Origin of the sequence: Pseudomonas alvandae (assembly GCF_019141525.1) — a bacterium.
Taxonomy (GTDB): domain Bacteria; phylum Pseudomonadota; class Gammaproteobacteria; order Pseudomonadales; family Pseudomonadaceae; genus Aquipseudomonas; species Aquipseudomonas alvandae.
In genome coordinates this window covers 2,739,327-2,760,500 of sequence record NZ_CP077080.1, presented here as the reverse complement: position 1 = coordinate 2,760,500, position 21,174 = coordinate 2,739,327, and the positions used below count along the sequence as shown (strand labels likewise).

20 protein-coding genes are annotated in these 21,174 nt (G+C 61.0%); 13 read left to right on the top strand and 7 right to left on the bottom strand.

The window, feature by feature from the left end:
- Nucleotides 1–45 precede the first annotated feature (45 nt).
- Complete coding sequence (locus KSS97_RS12360; RefSeq protein WP_030142630.1) at nucleotides 46–804, bottom strand: class I SAM-dependent methyltransferase; 759 nt, start codon at nucleotides 802–804, stop codon at nucleotides 46–48.
- A 65-nt stretch (nucleotides 805–869) separates the two neighbouring features.
- Here KSS97_RS12360 and gloB point away from each other — a divergent pair, with 65 nt between their 5' ends.
- The 8 genes from gloB to fabI all read left to right on the top strand — a co-directional run bounded on the left by gloB (nucleotide 870) and on the right by fabI (nucleotide 11,677).
- Nucleotides 870–1,637 (top strand): hydroxyacylglutathione hydrolase, encoded by a 768-nt coding sequence (gene gloB / locus KSS97_RS12355; RefSeq protein WP_030142631.1) that lies wholly within the window; start codon nucleotides 870–872, stop codon nucleotides 1,635–1,637.
- A gap of 99 nt (nucleotides 1,638–1,736) precedes the next feature.
- On the top strand, nucleotides 1,737–3,185 hold the full coding sequence (locus tag KSS97_RS12350) for a transglycosylase SLT domain-containing protein (RefSeq protein WP_030142632.1): 1,449 nt from the start codon (nucleotides 1,737–1,739) through the stop codon (nucleotides 3,183–3,185).
- A 284-nt stretch (nucleotides 3,186–3,469) separates the two neighbouring features.
- Entirely contained in the window at nucleotides 3,470–5,302 is a 1,833-nt protein-coding gene (locus KSS97_RS12345; RefSeq protein ID WP_206768588.1) for an extracellular solute-binding protein, read from the top strand.
- A complete protein-coding gene (locus KSS97_RS12340) occupies nucleotides 5,299–7,152 on the top strand; it encodes an extracellular solute-binding protein (protein ID WP_198797485.1) in 1,854 nt (617 codons plus the stop codon). Before KSS97_RS12345 ends, KSS97_RS12340 begins: the two co-directional genes overlap by 4 nt.
- A gap of 4 nt (nucleotides 7,153–7,156) precedes the next feature.
- On the top strand, nucleotides 7,157–8,230 hold the full coding sequence (locus KSS97_RS12335; protein ID WP_217861753.1) for a microcin C ABC transporter permease YejB: 1,074 nt from the start codon (nucleotides 7,157–7,159) through the stop codon (nucleotides 8,228–8,230).
- A 1-nt stretch (nucleotide 8,231) separates the two neighbouring features.
- Complete coding sequence (locus tag KSS97_RS12330; protein ID WP_217861752.1) at nucleotides 8,232–9,251, top strand: ABC transporter permease; 1,020 nt, start codon at nucleotides 8,232–8,234, stop codon at nucleotides 9,249–9,251.
- Between the two features lies 1 nt (nucleotide 9,252).
- Complete coding sequence (locus tag KSS97_RS12325; protein ID WP_198797484.1) at nucleotides 9,253–10,863, top strand: ABC transporter ATP-binding protein; 1,611 nt, start codon at nucleotides 9,253–9,255, stop codon at nucleotides 10,861–10,863.
- A 19-nt stretch (nucleotides 10,864–10,882) separates the two neighbouring features.
- Entirely contained in the window at nucleotides 10,883–11,677 is a 795-nt protein-coding gene (gene fabI / locus KSS97_RS12320; RefSeq protein ID WP_003202751.1) for an enoyl-ACP reductase FabI, read from the top strand.
- Between the two features lie 54 nt (nucleotides 11,678–11,731).
- Here the strand turns inward: fabI and KSS97_RS12315 are convergent, their stop codons facing one another.
- From KSS97_RS12315 to KSS97_RS12305, 3 genes are all read right to left on the bottom strand, one after another.
- On the bottom strand, nucleotides 11,732–12,034 hold the full coding sequence (locus tag KSS97_RS12315) for a hypothetical protein (protein WP_217861751.1): 303 nt from the start codon (nucleotides 12,032–12,034) through the stop codon (nucleotides 11,732–11,734).
- Between the two features lie 118 nt (nucleotides 12,035–12,152).
- The gene (locus KSS97_RS12310; RefSeq protein WP_217861750.1) at nucleotides 12,153–12,698 is read right to left on the bottom strand and encodes a lipid II-degrading bacteriocin; all 546 of its coding nucleotides are present in this window, start codon (nucleotides 12,696–12,698) and stop codon (nucleotides 12,153–12,155) included.
- 343 nt (nucleotides 12,699–13,041) lie between these two features.
- Complete coding sequence (locus tag KSS97_RS12305; protein WP_217861749.1) at nucleotides 13,042–14,004, bottom strand: GGDEF domain-containing protein; 963 nt, start codon at nucleotides 14,002–14,004, stop codon at nucleotides 13,042–13,044.
- A gap of 120 nt (nucleotides 14,005–14,124) precedes the next feature.
- On the opposite strand from KSS97_RS12305, the gene KSS97_RS12300 reads away from it, so the two are divergent.
- Nucleotides 14,125–14,949 carry a helix-turn-helix transcriptional regulator gene (locus tag KSS97_RS12300; RefSeq protein ID WP_030142641.1) on the top strand — a complete coding sequence of 275 codons (825 nt, stop codon included), beginning with the start codon at nucleotides 14,125–14,127 and terminating at the stop codon, nucleotides 14,947–14,949.
- Between the two features lie 177 nt (nucleotides 14,950–15,126).
- On the opposite strand, the gene KSS97_RS12295 is transcribed toward KSS97_RS12300, so the two are convergent.
- Nucleotides 15,127–15,714: a LysE family translocator gene (locus KSS97_RS12295; RefSeq protein WP_217861748.1), complete on the bottom strand. Its 588-nt coding sequence runs from the start codon at nucleotides 15,712–15,714 to the stop codon at nucleotides 15,127–15,129.
- A gap of 177 nt (nucleotides 15,715–15,891) precedes the next feature.
- On the opposite strand from KSS97_RS12295, the gene KSS97_RS12290 reads away from it, so the two are divergent.
- Nucleotides 15,892–17,346: a TrkH family potassium uptake protein gene (locus tag KSS97_RS12290; RefSeq protein ID WP_217861747.1), complete on the top strand. Its 1,455-nt coding sequence runs from the start codon at nucleotides 15,892–15,894 to the stop codon at nucleotides 17,344–17,346.
- A gap of 77 nt (nucleotides 17,347–17,423) precedes the next feature.
- Here the strand turns inward: KSS97_RS12290 and KSS97_RS12285 are convergent, their stop codons facing one another.
- Nucleotides 17,424–17,912, bottom strand: a complete 489-nt coding sequence (locus KSS97_RS12285) for a hypothetical protein (protein WP_198797478.1) — start codon at nucleotides 17,910–17,912, stop codon at nucleotides 17,424–17,426.
- A 146-nt stretch (nucleotides 17,913–18,058) separates the two neighbouring features.
- Between KSS97_RS12285 and KSS97_RS12280 the strand changes: the two genes are divergently transcribed.
- The 3 genes from KSS97_RS12280 (at nucleotide 18,059) to KSS97_RS12270 (ending at nucleotide 20,470) form a co-directional block, all read left to right on the top strand.
- A complete protein-coding gene (locus KSS97_RS12280; protein WP_030142644.1) occupies nucleotides 18,059–19,141 on the top strand; it encodes a bifunctional transcriptional activator/DNA repair enzyme AdaA in 1,083 nt (360 codons plus the stop codon).
- A 23-nt stretch (nucleotides 19,142–19,164) separates the two neighbouring features.
- Nucleotides 19,165–19,779, top strand: coding sequence for a DNA-3-methyladenine glycosylase family protein (locus KSS97_RS12275; protein ID WP_030142645.1), 615 nt, complete (start codon nucleotides 19,165–19,167; stop codon nucleotides 19,777–19,779).
- 202 nt (nucleotides 19,780–19,981) lie between these two features.
- The gene (locus tag KSS97_RS12270; RefSeq protein WP_030142646.1) at nucleotides 19,982–20,470 is read left to right on the top strand and encodes a GFA family protein; all 489 of its coding nucleotides are present in this window, start codon (nucleotides 19,982–19,984) and stop codon (nucleotides 20,468–20,470) included.
- Here the strand turns inward: KSS97_RS12270 and KSS97_RS12265 are convergent.
- Nucleotides 20,467–21,069, bottom strand: a complete 603-nt coding sequence (locus KSS97_RS12265) for a MiaE family protein (protein WP_217861746.1) — start codon at nucleotides 21,067–21,069, stop codon at nucleotides 20,467–20,469. The genes KSS97_RS12270 and KSS97_RS12265 overlap by 4 nt on opposite strands.
- Nucleotides 21,070–21,174: the final 105 nt, after the last annotated feature.

Below are 21,174 nucleotides of genomic sequence, written 5' to 3'. Positions count from 1 at the left end.
TTCAGCACTCGCAACCGGATGCAGGCCAGAACCAGCGGAAAAGGGTCACGGCTCGATGTGGCGGCGATTGACCTTGGCCATTGGCAGGGGAATCAGCTTGCCCATCGGCTCGCGTCGCGCCTGGCGCACCGGGCGCAACCCGACTGCGATCTTGCGCGCCACCAACAGATAAAAACCGCCGCCGGACAGCTGCCAGCCACCGGCCCTGCGCTCCCAGCCGGCCAGGCGGGCCTGCCACTTGGGTGACGCAAGCGGCGGACGATAGCACCCGAAGCGGCGTTTCTCCAGCGCAAAGCCCAGCAGGTTGAGCCAGTCACCGACCCGCGAGGCCGAGATGCAACGGGCCTGGCGCAACGCGTCGCTGGCGAACACGTGGCGCAGCCCCCAACTGCTCCAGGGATTGATGCCGAGGATCAACAGATGCCCGCCGGGGCGCACGCTGCTGGCGGCTTCTCGCAGCAAGCCATGGGGCGACAGGCAGAAATCCAGGCCATGCTGCATGACCACCACGTCGGCGGCATGCTCGCTCAGCGGCCAGGCCTGCTCCTCGCAGACGATCTCCACGCCGGGCAACGGCGCGCCCAGGCGCACATTGCGCTGGACCTGCGGTGCCGACGGCGGCGTTTGCGCCGAAGGGCCGTAATGCACCAGGTAGCCACCAAAGAACCGGCCCAGCTCGTCTTCGAGCATGCGCCGCTCTTCTTCCAGCAAAAATTGCCCGACAGGGCCGGACAGCCATTCACGGGCGGAGCTGATCAATGCCAGCCAGTCAGGATCAGCCTGAGCGAACGCTTCATCGGTCATTGCATTCTCCAACGCGCCAGGAAGTTCTAAGATGCGCCTTTGTTTCAAGCTTGGCGAATTCCACGATGATACAGATCAGTGCCCTGCCCGCGTTTACCGATAACTACATCTGGTTGTTACAGGACCACTCGACCCAACGCTGCGCCGTGGTCGATCCCGGCGATGCCGCGCCCGTACGGGCCTGGCTCGACGCCCATCCCGGATGGACCCTGAGCGACATCCTGGTCACCCACCACCATCATGATCATGTCGGCGGTGTCGAATCGCTGAAAAGCGCAACGAACGCCACGGTCTACGGCCCGGCCAGCGAAAACATCCCGGCGCGGGACATCGCCCTGGGCGACAACGCGAAGATCACTGTGCTCGGCCTGGACTTCGATGTCCATGCCGTGCCAGGGCACACGCTGGGCCATATCGCCTATTACCACCGCGGCCTGCTGTTCTGCGGCGACACTTTGTTCGCCGCCGGCTGCGGCCGGCTCTTCGAGGGCACGCCCGAGCAAATGCACCATTCCCTGAGCCGGCTCGCCGCGCTGCCTGAGGACACCCTCGTCTATTGCACCCATGAATATACCCTGAGCAACCTGAAGTTTGCCGCCGCAGTCGAGCCGGGCAATCCGGACGTCGCCGCCCGCCTGGAAAAAGTCGTCGAGCAACGCAACCAGGGCGTCATGACGTTACCTTCGACCCTGGCGCTGGAAAAACTCACCAATCCATTTTTGCGCACGGCTGAAACATCCGTTAAACAAAAAGCAGACGAACGGAACGGCCAGCGAAACCAGACGCCGAGTGAGGTTTTTGCAGCCTTGAGGGCCTGGAAAGATAAGTTCTAAGGCAGCTATCGATTGATACAAAAATTCTGAATGGTTGACCTGTTGGGGTGCGCTTCCTAGAATCGGCCGACATTTTTGCCCGGAACTTACTTCCAGCCAATGTCGTCATCTATCCGTAGGTCCGTCCAGTCAGACACATTGACCCGCTTGGCTCAAGCCATCGCGGTGGCTGTGTCCGCCACGCTGGCGGGCTGTCAGAGCAGCGGCCAGATGCCGCAGACCGATGCTGCGCATAAGCCGAATGTCGCCGCGCGGGCCAAGCAGAAGCCCGTATGGCTCACGGAAAAGCCCACCCCCCAGGTGCCCCAGGACGTCTGGGAGCGCATGCGCCAGGGCTTCCAGCTCCAGGAAACCGCCGGCGTCAACCCGCGCATCGAGCAGCAGCGCCTGTGGTTTGCCAGCAACCCGTCCTTCCTGGAAAACGCCGGCGAGCGCGGCAGCCTGTACATCCATTACATCGTCGAGCGTCTCGAAGAACGCAACATGCCGCTGGAGCTGGCGCTGCTGCCAGTAATCGAAAGCGCCTACAACCCCATGGCCTACTCACGGGCCAACGCGGTGGGTCTGTGGCAATTCATCCCGTCCACCGGCCGTTATTTCAACCTGCGCCAGACCCGCTTCTACGATGGGCGCCGCGACATCACCGCGTCCACCACGGCCGCCATGGACTACCTGACGCGCCTGCACGACATGTTCAACGGCGACTGGTTGCTCGCGCTGGCGGCCTACAACGCAGGCGAAGGCACGGTCAGCCGGGCCATCGAACGCAACGAGAAGCTTGGCCTGCCCACCGACTACTGGAACCTGCCGCTGCCCAGCGAAACCCAGGCCTACGTGCCCAAGCTGCTGGCGCTGTCCCAGGTCGTGATGGCCCCCGATGCGTATGGCGTGAACCTCAACCCGATCGCCAACGAACCCTACTTCCAGGTCGTCGAGATCAACCAGCGCATGGACCTGTCCAAGGTCGCGGCAGTCGCCAACATCGACGAAGACGAGCTGTTCCAGCTCAACCCGGCCTTCAAGCAACGCACCACCATCGACGGCCCGCAGCACCTGCTCGTCCCGACCTCCAAGGCGCAACTGCTGACAGCCAGCCTGTCGACCATGCGCCCGGAAGAATTGATCAGTCCACGCTCGCTCAAGCCGGTCTTCGAGACCGCCGATGACAGCGAAGTGGAAGGCGCAAGGCGCACCTACCGCGTCAAGCGCGGCGACAACCTGGCCCAGATCGCCAAGGCCAACAACGTCGAGACCAAGGACCTGCAACGCTGGAACAAGCTCAGCGGCAACAAGCTCAAGGTTGGGCAGACCCTGGTGATGCAGGACGTCAAGGCCACCAAGGCCGGCGGCAAGCGCATCAACACCGTCGTGGCCGCCAAGGGCAAGGAACAAAAGAAGCAGACCCAATACAAGGTCAAGCAGGGTGACTCGCTGTATGTCGTCGCCAAGCGCTTCAACGTCGAAATGCAGCACCTCAAACGCTGGAATCCCAGCATGGGCAAGGCACTCAAGCCTGGGCAGATGCTGACGGTCTATTCCCCTCACTGACACCGGGGTTCTTGTAGCAAGGGGCTTGTTGTGGCGAGGGGATTTATCCCCGCTGGGCTGCGAAGCAGCCCCCTGGATCTATCTGATACACCGGGTTGTCAGGTTTTAGGGGCGCTTCGCGCCCCAGCGGGGCGGTGCGACGTTTCGCTAAATCCCCTCGCCACAACTGCCTTCTGCCCAGTAGGTATCACTGCCTACAGAAGCCCCACCGCCTTTTTCCTGCCGATACAAGCTGTTACTGTACAGCCCATAACAGCCCAAGCCGCCTGGATCGGATCCCAGACTTGATACGTCCCCTCCTCCTGCTCCTGATCAGCCTGGCCTTGAGCTCCCCCGCCGGCGCCACCATCAGCGAAAGCCATGGCTATGCGCAGTTCGGCACGCTCAAGTACCCGGCCAGGTTCACCCACTTCGACTGGGTCAACCCGCAAGCGCCCAAGGGCGGCACCTTGCGGATCATGGCGTTCGGCACCTTCGACACCCTCAATCCCTACACCTTCAAGGGCAGCAGCCCGGTTTCCACGCCGAACTTCCTGCAATACGGCATCAACGAGCTGAACGAACCGTTGATGGTCGGCACCGGCCAGTACGCGCCATCCGGTGACGAACCGACGTCAAGCTACGGCCTGATCGCCCAATCCGTGGAGTACAGCGAGGACCGCAGTTGGGTGGTGTTCAACCTGCGGCCCGAGGCGCGCTTTCACGACGGTGTGCCGATCACCGCCTATGACGTGGCGTTCTCCTACCGGACGCTGCTCAAGGACGGCCATCCGCAATACCGGACCAATCTCCAGGAAGTGCTGCGAGTCGACGTCCTCAGCCCACTGAAAATCCGTTTTGTGTTCAAGCGCTCGGGCAATCCGCTGCTGATCCTGCGCCTGGGCGAACTGCCGGTGTTGCCGCAGCACTACTGGAAAGACCGCGATTTCAAGGCCACCACCTTCGATCCGCCCCTGGGCAGTGGCCCTTACCGCATCACCAAAGTGCAGCCAGGCCGCCAGTTGGTGTTCGAGCGGGTCAAGGATTACTGGGGCAAGGATCTACCGGTCAATCGCGGCAAGTACAATTTCGATCGAATGGAAGTCGAGTTCTACCGCGACAGCGACGTCGCCTTCGAAGCCTTCAAGGCCGGCGAATTCGACATCTACATCGAGCACCAGGCCAAGAACTGGGCCAACGGCTACAACTTCCCGGCGGTGGACCGTGGCGAGGTGATCAAGGCGCAGATTCCCCATCAGATTCCGACCCAGACCCAAGGCCTGTTCATGAACACCCGGCGCAACACCTTCGCCGAGGTCAAGGTGCGCGAAGCGCTGGGGCTGATGTTCGATTTCGAGTGGACCAACCGCACCCTGTTCAGTGGCGCCTACAAGCGTACCCTCAGCTACTACCCCAACAGCGAGTTCTCCGCCACCGGCCTGCCCGTGGGCCACGAATGGCTGCTGCTCAAGCCGTATCGCGAACAGCTGCCGCTGCGTTTGCTGACCGAACCGTTCAGCCTGCCCCAGACGGACGGACGCGGTATTCCCCGGGAAACCTTGCGCAAGGCCCTCGGCCTGCTGAAGGAGGCCGGATGGACCCTCGACGGCCAACGCCTGCTGAACGCCGACGGCCAGCCCCTGCGCTTCGAGATCCTGCTGGTGAACCCGAACCTGGAGCGCATCCTGCAACCCTACGTCGAGAACCTCGCCAGCGTCGGCATCCAGGCCCGGCTGCGCACGGTGGATCGGGCCCAGTACAAGCAGCGCCTGGACCAGTTCGATTTCGACATGATCCTGCTGACCCTGAACCAGACGCTCAGCCCGGGCCTCGAGCAGTGGCAGTATTTTCACTCCAGCCAGGTCGGGATCAAGGGCAGCAAGAACTATGCGGGCATCGCCAACCCCGTCGTCGATCACCTGCTGGAAAAGCTTCTCGCCGCCCAGACCCGCGATGAACAAGTCGCGGCGGGCAAGGCCCTGGATCGCGTGCTGCTCTGGCAGCATTACTGCATTCCCAACTGGTATATCAATTATCATCGCCTGGCGTACCGCAACCGGTTCGCCTTCGTCACCACGCCGCCCTATACCTTGGGCTTGAGCGCCTGGTGGCTGAAATCTTCGGAGAAAGATCAATGAAGCCTTTACGCGCCCTGCTCCTGCAGGCCAGCAGCCTGCTATTCGCCGGGTTGGCCTGTGCCGCGCCGCAGCACGCCGTGACCTTGTACAACGAGCCTCCCAAGTACCCGGCCAACTTCAAGCATTTCGACTACGTCAACCCGGACGCACCCAAGGGCGGCGTGTTCCGCCAGGGCGGCTTTGGCGGCTTCGACAGCCTCAATCCGTTCATCAGCAAAGGCGTGCCGGCCGATGACATCGGCCTGATCTACGACACCCTGGCCAAGCAGGGCCTGGACGAACCCTTCACTGAATATGGCCTGGTCGCCGAAAAAATCGAGAAAGCCCCGGATAACGCTTGGGTACGTTTCTACCTGCGCCCCGAAGCCCGCTTCAACGACGGCCATCCGATGCGCGCCGAAGACGTGGTGTTCAGCTTCCAGACGTTGACCAAGGACGGCGCGCCGATGTTCCGTGGCTATTACAACGACGTCGCCGAAGTCATCGCCGAAGACCCACTCAAGGTGCTGTTCAAGTTCAAGCACACCAACAACCGGGAATTGCCGTTGATCCTCGGCCAATTGCCGGTATTGCCCAAGCATTGGTGGGCCAGCCGCGACTTCAGCAAGGGCAACCTGGAAATCCCCCTGGGCAGCGGCCCGTACAAGGTCGCCGAAGTGAAGGCCGGACGCTCGATCCGCTACGAGCGGGTCAAGGATTACTGGGGCAAGGACTTGCCGGTCAATCGCGGCTTCTACAATTTCGATGTGCTGGTCACCGACTACTACCGCGACAACACCGTGGCAGTCGAGGCGTTGAAAGCCGGGCAGTTCGATTACTGGCTGGAAATGACTGCCAAGAACTGGGCCAACGCCTACAACATCCCGGCCGTGACCGAAGGCCGGCTGATCAAGGAACAGATCCCCAACGGCAATCCTACCGGCATGCAGGGTTTTATTTACAACCTGCGCCGGCCGGTCTTCCAGGACATACGAGTGCGCAAGGCCCTGAGCCTGCTGTTTGACTTCGAATGGACCAACAAGCAACTGTTCAACGGTGCCTACGCCCGCACCCGCAGTTATTTCGAAAATTCTGAGATGGCCGCCACCGGCCTGCCTGGCGAAGATGAACTGAAGATTCTCGAACCCCTGCGCGGCAAGATTCCCGAGCAGGTGTTCACTGAAGCCTTCCAGGCTCCGATCTGCGACGGCAGCGGTATGATCCGCGACCAACAGCGCAAGGCCTATCAACTGCTGCAAGAAGCCGGCTGGCGCATCGTCGACGACAAGATGGTCGATGCCCAAGGCAAACCGGTGGTGCTCGAATTTTTGCTGGCTCAAACCGACTTCGAGCGGGTCTTGCTGCCGTTCAAGCGCAACCTGAGTGACTTGGGCATCGAACTGGTGATCCGCCGCGTCGATGTATCCCAGTACATCAACCGTGTACGCTCCCGGGATTTCGACCTGGTGGTGGGCAGCTTTCCGCAATCCAGTTCGCCGGGTAATGAACAGCGCGAATTCTGGATGTCTGCCGCGGCCGACAAGCCAGGCAGCCGCAACACCATGGGCCTGAAAGACCCAGCCGTCGACCAATTGGTGGAACAGTTGATCAACGCCGACTCGCGCAAGAGCCTGGTGGCAAACGCCCGGGCACTCGACCGGGTGCTGCAGTGGGGCTACTACGTGATTCCCAACTGGCACATCAAGACGTGGCGCGTCGCCTACTGGAACCACATTGGTCATCCGAAAATCACGCCGACCTACGACATCGGCACGACCACCTGGTGGGTCAAGCCGGAGGTCAAGCCGGCCGATGAAGTAGAGAAGCAGGTCATCGAGCAGCAAATCGCCGCCCCTGCGAGCGTGGAGTAACGAAATGCTGGCTTACATTTTTCGGCGACTGTTGCTGATCATCCCGACCCTGTTCGGCATTCTGTTGATCAACTTCGTGATCATCCAGGCCGCGCCTGGCGGGCCGGTCGAGCAGATGATCGCCAAGCTCGAAGGCTTCGAAGGCGCCACCAGCCGAATCGCTGGCGGCAGCGCCGAAGTGTCGGTGGCCGGTTCCTCCTACCGTGGCGCCCAGGGCCTGGATCCGGCGCTGGTCAAGGAAATCGAACGTATGTACGGCTTCGACAAGTCGGCCCCCGAACGCCTGTGGATCATGATCAAGAATTACGCCCACCTGGATTTCGGCGACAGTTTCTTCCGCGACGCCAAAGTCATCGACCTGATCAAGGAAAAGATGCCGGTGTCCATCTCCCTCGGGCTGTGGAGCACGCTGATCATGTACCTGGTGTCGATTCCGCTGGGGATCGCCAAGGCGACGCGCCACGGCAGTCATTTTGATGTGTGGACCAGCTCGGCGATCATTGTCGGCTACGCCATCCCATCGTTCCTGTTCGCCATCCTGCTGATCGTGGTGTTTGCCGGGGGAAGCTATTTCGACTGGTTTCCCCTGCGAGGACTGACCTCCAACAATTTCGACGAGCTGACCCTCGGCGGCAAGATCCTCGACTATTTCTGGCACCTGGCGCTGCCGGTGACAGCCCTGGTGATCGGTAACTTCGCGACCATGACCTTGCTGACCAAGAACAGCTTCCTCGACGAAATCAACAAACAGTACGTGGTCACCGCCAAGGCCAAGGGCTTGACGCGCAACCGCGTGCTGTACGGCCATGTGTTTCGCAACGCAATGCTGCTGGTGATCGCCGGGTTCCCCTCGGCGTTCATCGGGATTTTCTTTACCGGCTCGCTGCTGGTGGAAGTGATCTTCTCCCTCGACGGCCTCGGCCTGATGAGTTTCGAAGCGGCCATCAACCGCGACTACCCGGTGGTGTTCGGCACCCTGTTCATCTTCACCCTGCTGGGGCTGGTGGTGAAGCTGGTCGGCGACCTGACCTACACCCTTGTCGATCCCCGCATCGACTTCGAAAGCCGGGAGCATTGAGATGAACCTGTCCCCCCTCAATCGCCGCCGTTTCGAACTGTTCAAGGCCAACAAGCGTGGCTGGTGGTCGCTGTGGCTGTTCCTGATCCTGTTCGGGCTGAGCCTGGGCGCCGAGTTGATCGCCAACGACAAGCCGCTGGTGGTGCATTACGACGGCGGCTGGTACTTCCCGGCCCTCAAGCGCTACCCCGAGACCACCTTCGGCGGTGAGTTCCCGCTGGAGGCCAACTACAAGAGCCCGTACATTCGTGAGTTGCTCGCTGCCAAGGATGCCTGGGTGGTGTGGGCGCCGATTCCGTTCAGCTACCAGAGCATCAACTACGACTTGAAAGTCCCGGCCCCGGCGCCGCCCTCCTCGGTGAACTGGCTCGGCACCGACGACCAGGGCCGCGATGTGCTGGCGCGAGTCATCTATGGCTTTCGTATCTCGGTGCTGTTCGCGCTGACGTTGACGATACTCAGCTCGATCATCGGCGTGATCGCCGGAGCCCTGCAGGGGTTCTATGGCGGCTGGGTGGACCTGGCCGGCCAGCGTTTCCTGGAGATCTGGTCCGGGTTGCCGGTGCTGTACCTGCTGATCATCCTCGCCAGTTTCGTCCAGCCCAATTTCTGGTGGCTGCTGGGCATCATGCTGCTGTTTTCCTGGATGAGCCTGGTGGACGTGGTCCGCGCCGAGTTCCTGCGCGGGCGCAACCTGGAATACGTGCGCGCCGCACGGGCGCTGGGCATGCAGAACGGTGCGATCATGTTCCGCCACATTCTGCCCAACGCCATGGTCTCGACCATGACGTTCATGCCGTTCATCCTCACCGGCGCCATCGGCACCCTCACCGCCCTGGATTTCCTCGGTTTCGGCCTGCCGGCGGGCGCGCCCTCCCTGGGCGAGCTGGTAGCCCAGGGCAAGTCCAACCTCCAGGCGCCGTGGCTGGGCATCAGCGCGTTTGCCGTGCTGGCGGTCATGCTGAGCCTGCTGGTGTTCATCGGCGAGTCCGCTCGCGATGCCTTCGATCCGAGGAAGTGATATGAACCAGGACAATCTGATCGAAGTGCGCGACCTGGCGGTGGAATTCATCGTCGGCGAACGCCGCCAGCGGGTGGTCGAGGGCGTCAGCTTCGACATCAAGCGCGGCGAAACCCTGGCCCTGGTGGGCGAAAGCGGCTCCGGCAAGTCCGTGACGGCCCACTCGATCCTGCGTCTGCTGCCCTATCCGCTGGCCCATCATCCCACCGGAACCATCCAGTACGCCGGCCAGAACATGCTGGGCCTGAAGGAAAAAACCATCCGCCACATCCGCGGCAACCGGATCGCGATGATTTTCCAGGAACCGATGACCTCCCTTAATCCGCTGCATTCCATTGAAAAACAGATCAATGAGGTGCTCGGCATCCACAAGGGCCTGACCGGCAAAGTCGCCACTCGGCGGACGCTGGAGCTGTTGGAGCTGGTCGGGATTCCCGAACCTCACAAGCGCCTCAAGGCCCTGCCCCATGAGCTGTCCGGTGGCCAGCGGCAACGGGTGATGATCGCCATGGCCCTGGCCAACGAGCCGGAACTGTTGATCGCCGACGAACCGACCACGGCACTGGACGTCACCGTGCAGCTGAAAATCCTCGACCTGCTCAAGGATTTGCAGGCGCGGCTGGGCATGTCGCTGCTGCTGATCAGCCACGATTTGAACCTGGTGCGAAGAATTGCGCATCGGGTATGTGTCATGCAGCGCGGTTGCATCGTCGAACAGGCATCGTGCGTAGAGTTGTTCCGCGCGCCGCAACATCCGTACACTCGGGAATTGCTGGCCGCCGAGCCCAGCGGCAACCCGGCAGACAACATCGTCGGCCCGCCGCTGTTGCAGGTCGAGGACTTGAAAGTCTGGTTTCCGATCAAGAAAGGCCTGTTCAAGCGCACGGTCGATTACATCAAGGCCGTGGACGGCATCCGCTTCAACCTGCCCCAGGGCCAGACCCTGGGCATCGTTGGCGAAAGCGGTTCCGGCAAGTCCACCTTGGGCCTGGCGATCCTGCGGTTGATCGGCAGCCAGGGTGGGATCCGCTTCGAAGGCAAGGATCTGGACAGCCTGACGCAACAGCAGGTCCGGCCGCTGCGCCGGGAAATGCAAGTGGTGTTCCAGGACCCGTTCGGCAGCCTGAGCCCACGGATGTGTGTGAGCCAGATCGTCGGCGAAGGGTTGCGGATCCATAAGATCGGCACCCCGGCCGAACAGGAACAAGCGATAATCGCGGTATTGAAGGAGGTAGGCCTGGACCCGGAAACCCGGAACCGCTACCCCCATGAATTTTCCGGAGGGCAACGGCAGCGTATCGCCATTGCCCGGGCCCTGGTGCTCAAGCCGGCGTTGATTCTATTGGATGAACCGACGTCGGCCCTGGACCGTACCGTGCAACGCCAAGTGGTGGAGCTGTTGCGGTCGCTGCAAACCAAGTACAACCTGACGTACCTGTTTATCAGCCATGACCTGGCTGTCGTCAAAGCGCTGAGCCACCAGCTGATGGTGGTCAAGCATGGCCAAGTGGTCGAACAAGGTGATGCGCGCAGCATATTCGCCGCGCCGCAACACCCCTATACACAGCAGTTGCTGGAGGCCGCCTTCCTGGCCCCAACAACTGCCGAATAACCTGAAAGAGGAGCAACACATGGGTTTTCTCGCCGGTAAGCGCGTACTGATCGTCGGTGTCGCCAGCAAGCTGTCCATCGCATCCGGCATCGCCGCCGCCATGCATCGCGAGGGCGCTGAGCTTGCCTTCACTTATCAGAACGACAAACTCAAGGGTCGTGTCGAAGAGTTCGCGCAAGGCTGGGGTTCGAGCCCTGAGCTGTGCTTCCCGTGCGACGTGGCCAGCGATGAAGAAATCGCCAAGGTCTTCGAAGAACTGAGCAAGAAGTGGGACGGCCTGGACTGCATCGTGCACTCCGTGGGCTTCGCCCCGGGCGACCAGTTGGACGGCGACTTCACCGAAGCTACCACCCGTGAAGGTTTCCGCATTGCCCACGACATCAGCGCCTACAGCTTCGTGGCCCTGGCCAAGGCCGGTCGCGAAATGATGAAAGGCCGCAACGGCAGCCTGCTGACCCTGTCGTACCTGGGCGCCGAGCGCACCATGCCGAACTACAACGTCATGGGCATGGCCAAGGCTTCCCTGGAAGCCGGCGTTCGCTACCTGGCCGGCTCCCTGGGCCCGGATGGCACCCGCGTAAACTGCGTATCGGCTGGCCCGATCCGCACCCTCGCCGCCTCCGGCATCAAGAACTTCCGCAAGATGCTGGCCGCCAACGAAGCGCAAACCCCGCTGCGTCGCAACGTCACCATCGAAGAAGTCGGCAACGCCGGCGCCTTCCTGTGCTCGGACCTCGCGTCGGGCATCAGCGGTGAAATCATGTACGTGGACGGCGGCTTCAACACCACCGCCATGGGTAATATCGAAGAGTAATCTTCACGCTTCAACAAAAACGCCGCTTGCCCTGGAAAGGATAAGCGGCGTTTTTTATTTTGCCTTGTGTGGAATGGCTAACAACACCCCGACGAAAGAGAGTAGAAACAACAACGCCGCCAGTACTCCCGAAATGCTGTCATACATATAGGCCACTGAAACCAACATCCCTAGAAGTGACGTTAAAACAAACGGAGCATTGGAAAATACATACAGACCTATATGCAGCCTGAACGAGCCGTGCTTGAGAAGCTTACGCGCAATACTACCTAATCCCGTCAGAGCCACTGATGTCACGGCCAGTATGATCAATACGACCAAATAGATCGAAACAGGGGGGCAACCCATAGGTGTCATTGAGATCTCCACGATTCTCCACCACACCGTCTGACGGAAAGAAAAACAGCATTGCACAGGCTGCCAGAATGCTAATAACAGCCGCTACCAACCTCTTCTCTCTGCGAATCATAGTGGGTTACCTTGAAAAATTGATGGGGAGCTCACCCGTAATCCGTATCTCATAATCCTGTGCTCGGGCCACGCGTCCCACTTGACGCAGCGCGCTGGTCGCGCCCTCGTCAAATATCGCACGATGGTTGCTGGCATTGGCGTCATAGCGATCCGAAAAAGCCTTGGCGGTACCGGCAAATTTCAGGCTACCCGATGTATTGCGGATTACCTCACCGGTAATTTGAAGCGTGATATTTCCAAGATATATTCTCGCGATGTTCGAGTCCTGAGCCGTGGAGTAGGGAACCCTTAGATTAACGGTGGTTACGCCAATTCCAGCCGTGTTGATAATCGCCATCAAGTCAGGAATTTTGTTCGGCGCTGGGCTGATCCCAGTTCTGTCGAGTCGAACGCTGACAGGTTTGCCCTTCCCCAGCAGCCAATGACCGATAGCCCTGAAAGGTGTAAAAACACCTCCAGAAAATTCCTGCTCGACTGCCAGTTGTTCAGTATTTTTCAAATAGGCGTAACGCTGCGGTTGTGACTCAGCATTACGGGATGCAAAACCCATCTTGCATATTCCCCGTGCCCATCGTGCGGTACATATTTATAGCGTTGCACCTATTATCAAATTGGCACGTTGCGCAAAACTCGCCGTCCTACGTTGCGGTCTTTGAAATGAGTCAAGATTTCCGTTGCAAATGCCCCCTTGGATTTAGCGCCTATAATTGATCTTCAGGTTGCAGAAAAACGCCGCTTGCCCAGGAAAGGACAAGCGGCGTTTTTTTGCCCTGCACAATACTTGTGGGAGCGGGCTTGCTCGCGATTGCGGCGGATCAGCCAATGGTGATGAGCGCCAACTGACCCACCGCTTTCGCGAGCAAGCTCGCTCCCACAGGGTACTGTGGCCAGGGCTATCGGCGCTGTGCCTGCTTCTGCCGGTACATCGCCGCATCCGCCTCCGCCAGCAGGCTGTCGATCGATGCATGCCGCTCGGGGTCGTATTCGATCTGGCCAACGCTGAAACCGATGTCGTAGCCGCGCTTCAAAGTCGCGTTGCGCTCGTCGAGAATTTCCCCGAGCCGCGCCATGATCGCAGTCGTCTCGACATGGGAGGAGCCAGTAAGCAACGCCACGAACTCATCACCGCCCAGACGGCCGATCACGTCACTTTCGCGGAAGGCGATACGCAGCACATCGGCAAAGGTCTTCAGCGCGCAGTCGCCCTCGGCATGCCCGAAGCGGTCGTTGATGGGCTTGAAGTCATTGAGATCGAAAAACAGCAGCGTGGCCGGTCGTGAAAGCCGATCGCATACGTTCAGCGCATGCTGGGCCAACGTCTTGAAGCCGCGCCGATTCGACAACAGCGTCAGTTCATCCATGCTGGCCATCTGCACGGCGATCAATTCCTGCTCGGCCATGCTCGCCAGATCCCGCAGCAGCTCGCGCTCTTCGTCATTGAGCTTGCGCGGCTTGGTGTCCAGCAGGCACAAGGTGCCCATCTTGCTGCCATCGCCCAGGCCCAACGGGTGTCCGGCATAAAAGCGGATGCCGGGCTGGTCGGTAACCAGCGGGTTGTCATGAAACCGCTCATCCTGCTCCGCGTCGCAAATCTCCAGGAGCTCGTCTTGCAGAATGGCGTGCCCGCAGAAGGATATCTCTCTCGGGGTTTCACTGGCATCCAGGCCGGCGCTGGACTTGAACCATTGCCGGTTAGCATCCACCAGTGAAACCAGGGCAAAAGGCACGTTGAACAGGCGTCGGGCGAGACGGGTGAGGCGGTCAAACCGCTCCTCGGGGGCGGTATCGAGCAACTTCAGCGATTGCAGGTTTTTCAGCCGGACGGCTTCGTTGTCAGGTTTGCCGGGCGCAAGCATCGGAAACTCCGTTGGCGAGAGTCCTTGCATTCTAGTCCAGGCCCGTGCCGAACTCGAACGGGCATTTTGCGGCACAGGCGAATACACTCAAGCAGCCAAAAAAAAACAGGACACACATCGATGAAGCCCGCCAACCACGACGCCGCCCCACGCTTCTGGCGCGACGCGGCGCTGCCCTTTATCGAAGCCCGATCCATCGCCGATGGCCGCAAGGTCTGTTATTCGCGCCACGCCCACGACCATTTTTCCATTGGCGCGATCACGGGCGGACGCAGTACCTATCTGCACGAACAGTCGCGCTTCCAGGTCCAGAGCGGCACGGTAGTGCTGATGAACCCGGGCGATGTCCACGCCTGCAACCCGATCAACGATCAACCCTGGTCCTACGTGATGCTGTATGTCGACACGCAGTGGCTGCGGGACCTGCAACGGCGGATCGGCTTTGATCCGACGTTGGACTTCCAGGCATTCGACACGACGCACAGCCGGGACGTCGTGCTCTATTCCGGCCTGTGCGCGCTTTACGAAGTATTGGTGGACGAGCAGATCGATGCCGATGACAAGACAGGCGCCGCCATGGCGTTTTTCACTGACCTGCAGCATCGGCTCAACCCGGCGGGACGCCCGGATCGGGGCAGTCATCCGGCGCTGATGCGGGCCGCGCAGTTCATTCATGATCATTGCACCGAAGCCCTCAAGCTTGAAGACATCTGCGCTTTCGCCCAGCTCTCCCCGTCCTATCTGAGCCGAGCGTTCAAACGTCACTACGGCATGACGCCCCATGCCTTCCTGATCAACCGGCGAATCCAGTTCGCCCGACGCCAATTGCGCGAGGGCAAGTTGATCGCCGACGTGGCGCTGGAGAGTGGGTTTGCCGACCAGGCGCATTTCCAGCGCGCCTTCAAGCAACACCTGGCGGCGACGCCCGGGCAGTATCGCGGCTGATGCCTGCGGTAGGAATCGTGGCGAGGGGATTTATCCCCGCTGGGCTGCGCAGCAGCCCCTATGAAGCTGTGGTTAGTCCAATAGAAACCGGAATCAGCTTTTCAAAGGGATGCTGCGCATCCCAGCGGGGATAAATCCCCTCGCCACAACAGCGTTTCAACCGCAAGGATGGGTCGCTCAAGGCAACACCAGATACACCGCACTCGCCACCAGCAACGCCGCCATCGCCCGATTGAACAGGCGCATGGTCGCCGGATTCCCCAGCCAGGCACGTAGGAAGCTGCCGGCGTACGCCCAGCAGCCCACGGACAGGTAACAGATCACCAGGTAAATCGCCGCGAACTGCCACACCAGCGATGCCTTGCCATCGGCCACAAAAGCGCCCATCCCCGCGACGCAGGCCAGCCAGGCCTTGGGGTTGAGCCACTGCATCAGCGCGCCATGGAACATCGACGGCGCGCGCCCCTCGTCCCGGTCCCCCAGCGCGCCGTCGTCCATCGCCAGTTTCCAGGCCATGTACAACAGGAACGCCACACCCGCCAGTTGCACCACTCGCGTGAGGCCCGGCCAGCGCTGCAATACTTCGTGCAACCCCAACCCCATCAACACCAGCAGCAGGACAAACCCCAGGGTCGCACCAGCGACATGACGCAAGGTAGCGCGAAACCCATAGCGGGCCCCGGCGCTGAGGGCCACGATATTGACCGGCCCCGGGGTAATGGAAGCCACCAGCGCGAAGGTTGCCATGGAAAATATCAAGCTCATCACATAATCTTCTTCAGTTCAGGAAAGAGGCCCCAAAGGTAAACGGGCCTGCTCCGGGGGTATTGAAGAAAACTGCCTTGTCATCGAGCGCCACCGCTCATTTTTTTACGCAAACTTTACGCGGTAGGCGATTCACCAAAATCGATACTGTGCGGCTCATTGGATCAGGCGTTTCTCATGTCAATTGCGGTTCTGCGTCTCATCGGTTTCATCCTTGGTATTTTCCTGATCACCCTCGCGATCAGCATGGCGATTCCGCTGTTCACGCTGATGTTCTACGACCGCAACGATGATTTGTCGGCGTTTCTCTGGTCGAGCCTGATCACCTTCGTCTGCGGCATCGCACTGGTCGCCCGTGGCCGTCCGGAACACGCCCAGATGCGCCCCCGGGAAATGTACCTGCTGACCACCGCGAGTTGGATGTTCGTCTGCGCGTTCGCCGCCCTGCCCATGGTGTTCATCCAGCACATCAGCTACACCGATGCCTTCTTCGAGACCATGTCGGGCATCACCACCACGGGCTCGACCATCCTGACCGGGCTGGATACAGCGTCTCCGGGCCTGTTGATCTGGCGCTCGATGTTGCACTGGCTCGGCGGGATCGGCTTTATCGGCATGGCCGTGGCGGTCCTGCCGTTGCTGCGGGTCGGCGGCATGCGGCTGTTCCAGACCGAATCATCGGACTGGTCGGAGAAAGTCACGCCGCGTTCCCACGTCGCAGCCAACTACATCCTGTGGATCTATGTCGGCTTGACCGCCCTCTCGACCCTGGCGCTGTGGCTGGCTGGCATGACGCCCTTCGAAGCGATCAACCATGCGATGTCGCTGATTTCCACCGGCGGCTTCTCCACCTCCGATGCATCACTTGCACACTGGCCGCAACCGGCGGTTCATTGGGTGTCGGTGGTCGTCATGATGGCCGGATCGCTGCCCTTCACGCTGTACGTAGCGACGCTGCGAGGCCACCGGCGCGCCTTGCTCAAGGACCAGCAAGTCAGGGGCTTCATCGGGTTCCTGGTGGTCACCTGGCTCCTGGTCGGTACCTGGCTGAGCCTGAACAGCGATTACGGGTGGTGGGACGCGGTCCGCATCGTGGCGGTCAACGTCACGTCTGTCGTCACCACCACGGGCGTGGCCTTGGGTGACTACACGCTGTGGGGCAGTTTCGCCCTGTTGCTGTTCTTTTACCTGACCTTCGTCGGCGGTTGTTCAGGGTCTACGGCCGGGGGCCTGAAGATTTTTCGCTTTCAGGTCGCCAAGGTCCTGCTGATGGGCAGCTTGAAGCAACTGATCCACCCCCGGGCGGTGATCCAGAAGAAATACAACAACCACCCCATCGACGAGGAAATCGTTCGCTCGCTGCTGACCTTCTCGTTCTTCTTCACCATCACGATCGGCGCCATTGCCCTGGGCCTCGCGCTGATCGGCCTGGACTGGACGACCGCCTTGACCGGCGCAGCCACTGCCGTGTGCAATGTGGGCCCGGGCTTGGGCAATATCATCGGCCCGGCCGGCAATTTTTCGACCTTGCCCGATTCGGCAAAATGGCTGCTGACCATCGGCATGCTCCTGGGGCGATTGGAAATCCTGACGGTGCTGGTGCTGTTCACGCCGGTGTTCTGGAAATACTGACCCTTCGCCACGGCCGATTGGCAGACGAAAAAAAGCCGCGATACCTGCAAACAGGCATCGCGGCTTCCTTCAAGCAATCAGCGGTCGTTCTTTATCGAAGAGCGGGTCGCGTTGGTCAGGCCCTTGGTGTTGTGAGTGCCTGGCGTGGCAGTGGAAATTGCCGACGCCTTGGTCAGGCCGCGCGCATCACGATCCTTGGCAATGGCTGAGGTCACGGAAGACTTGCTGGCACGATCGGTGCGGGTGGTACCGGTGTGCTTGCCGCTCAGGCCATGATCGCGGGTGCGGGTGCCGGTGTGGTCGCTGGCCAGTCCCTTGCCATGACCGCTGGAATCGCCCGACTTGTCATGGCCCTGGCCACCGCCAATGCCGCCCCCCATGCCACCACCGTGGCCGCCGCCATTGCCGCCACCGTTTCCGCCGCCGTTACCACCCCCGCCCCCATTGCCACCGCCTGCGGCATAGCTCGAGCCGATTGGCGACAGGTCGGCAGGCAACAATGCCGAGGCACCGAACGCCAAGGCACAGACAGCGACGGCAATCAGGGTTTTCTTATGTTTGGACATGATGTCTCCGAAAGACAAAAACAGCGGGTGAACCTCTAAGACTCAAAGGTTCAATTTTTGTTCGTGAGCGTCCGACCAAATGACAGGAAAATTCCCTGTCGATTTTTCGGTGGAGTCGTCCCGGACGCGGTTCTATGCTCTGCCACATGAACCTACATGACTCGCTGCTCCCGCCCCACGCCGAGATGGTCCGCGCCATGCTCGAACGAGACACCGCCTATGAGGGGGTGTTTTTCACTGCGGTCAAGACCACCGGCATCTTCTGTCGCCCCAGTTGCACGGCGCGCAAGCCGAAACCGGAGAACGTGGAATTCTTTGCCCACGCCGACGAAGCCATGTCCGCCGGTTATCGAGCCTGCCTGCGCTGCAAGCCGCTGGACGCCGCGGCCATTGCGCCGCACTGGATCCAGGCGCTGCTCAAGGCCGTGGACGCCGAACCCGACCTGCGCTGGACCGACGCCCTACTACTGGAACAAGGCATCGAACCGCTGACATTGCGCCGCTGGTTCAAGCAGCATTTCGGCATGACGTTTCACGCCTACCTGCGCACCCGACGCCTGGGCATTGCCTTGGGCGGCATCAAGGACGGCGCTTCGATCGACAACGCAGCGTTCGATTCCGGCTATGAATCCCTGAGCGGTTTTCGTGATGCCTTCGTGAAATCCTTCCATATCACGCCCGGCCGGGCCGGCCTGAGTGAACCCTTGTTGTTCACTCGCCTGACCACGCCGCTGGGACCAATGCTGGCAATGGCCGAGCGCCGAGGCCTGGTGCTGTTGGAATTCCTCGACCGCCCGGCCCTGACCAAGGAGCTGGAGGAATTGCAGCAACGCTACGGCTACACGGTCGCACCGGGGCACAACGCTCATCTGCAACAGATCGAAACCGAACTGGCGGAGTATTTCGCCGGCAAACTCACGGTGTTCAACGTCCCGCTGCACATGCCCGGCAGTGCGTTCGCGGTCCGGGTCTGGGCCGAACTGCAGACAATCCCCTACGGTGAAACCCGCAGCTACGGCGCCGTCGCCTCCGCCCTGGGCAGCCCTGGCGCCAGCCGCGCCGTGGGCCTGGCCAACGGGCAGAATCGCCTGGCCATCGTCATCCCCTGCCACCGGGTGATTGGTGCCGATGGCTCGCTGACCGGCTACGGTGGCGGCCAGCCACGCAAGGCTTTTCTGTTGCGGCTGGAAAAAGCCAAGGTGCAGGTTTCACTGCCGCTGGCGTTTTGAACGTTCGGGAGGACCATCACCGGATGCCTGCGCCCTACCACGACGCCAGTGTCTTCCTGGCGAATCTCGACGAAGACTGGCGACGGCACGTCGAGGCGATTGGCCCTTGCCTGCTGCTGCCCAAGCCGGCCCGTGATCCCTATGAAGCCCTGGTCAGGGCGATCGCCTACCAGCAACTGCATGCCAAGGCAGGCGATGCGATCCTCGGTCGCCTCCGGGCGTTGTTCCCGGCGCAGGCGTTTCCCCGCCCCGAGCAGATCCTGGCGACAGACGTGGCGCAACTGCGCGGTTGCGGATTTTCCGCCAGCAAGATCACAACCCTCCAAGGCATCGCCCAGGCGACACTGGACGGCATCGTTCCCGATTACGCCACGGCGCGAGACATGGACGACGAAGCGCTGATCGAACGCCTGGTCAGCTTGCGCGGCGTCGGGCGTTGGACCGTGGAGATGCTCTTGATCTATAGCCTGGAGCGGCCCGATGTGCTGCCGGCGGATGACTTTGGGGTTCGCGAGGGGTATCGGCGGCTCAAGGGACTGGAGGCTCAGCCAAACCGCCGACAGATGATCGCTATCGGCCAGGCCTGGAGCCCTTATCGTACGGTGGCAGCGTGGTATTTGTGGCGGGTGCCGAAGTGATGCTGGCTGTACCGGCCTCTTCGCGAGCAAGCTCGCTCCCACAGGGGATTTTCTGTGTAGATACAATGTGTGGACACTGAAGATCCCCTGTGGGAGCGAGCTTGCTCGCGAAGGCGTCCGCACATTCAACATAAATCCAACCGGCAAAAAACGCCGACCGTCTAGGCTGTACTGAACCATTTCCAATCCACTGGAGGTTCCCATGCACCTCGAAGGATCTTGCCACTGCGGCGCCGTGTCATTCAGCCTGGACAGCCGCCATCCCTACCCTTATCAGCGCTGCTATTGCTCGATCTGCCGCAAGACCCAGGGCGGCGGCGGTTTTGCGATCAACCTGGGGGGCGACGCGAAGAGCCTGAAGGTGCAAGGCCGCAAGCACATCACGGTCTATCACGCGCGACTGAAGGATGAAGGCGATAAACGCGCCCACCGCAGCAGCGCCGAACGACACTTCTGCTCGTTATGCGGCTCGGGGCTGTGGCTGTTCAGCCCGGAATGGCCGGAGCTGATTCATCCATTTGCCTCGGCCATCGACACGCCGTTGCCGATCCCGCCGGAACACACCCACCTGATGCTGGGCTCCAAGGCCCCGTGGGTCGAGGTCGAGGCGCATCCGGGCGACCAGCAGTTCGAGGTATACCCCGAAGAGTCGATTGCCCAATGGCATGAGCGGTTGGGTTTGGGCCGCTAGGCCGGCACCCCACTGTGGAACCGGAACTCCACATCCGGCGACTCGATCAGCTCCCGCTCGGCGGCGCGCACCTTGTCGATCACCTGGGCGATGTCCTTGGCGTCGCCGTACTGATAGGCCAGCTTCAAGTAACCCTGGAAATGCCGGGCCTCGCTTTTCAACAGGCCGAAGTAGAACTTACCGAGCTCCTCGTCCAGATGCGGTACCAAGGCCTCGAAACGCTCGCAGCTGCGGGCTTCGATAAAGGCGCCAACCACCAGGATTTCCACCAGTTTCACCGGCTCATGGCTGCGCACCACTTTGCGCAGGCCCGAGGCGTAGCGCCCGGCGGAAAGCTGGCGCAGGCCGACCTTGCGCTTTTTCATCAGGCGCATGACCTGTTCGTGATGCACCAGTTCTTCCCGGGCCAGGCGCGACATCATATTGATCAAGTCAACATGGGAATGGTACTTGGCGATCAGGCTCAGGGCAGTGCTGGCGGCCTTGAACTCGCAGTTCTTGTGGTCGATCAGCAAGGTTTCCTGATCGGCCAGCGCAGCCTGGACCCAGGCATCGGGCGTGCGGCAGCCAAGGAATTCGTGGATTTCGGGAAGGATCATGGGGCTCACGGGAAAAGGTAGTCGAGCAAAGGGCGTCGATTATACCGGCCTACCTCCAGACCACCAGCCACCGCCGTTGATATGCATCAAGTCGACGGGCCATCC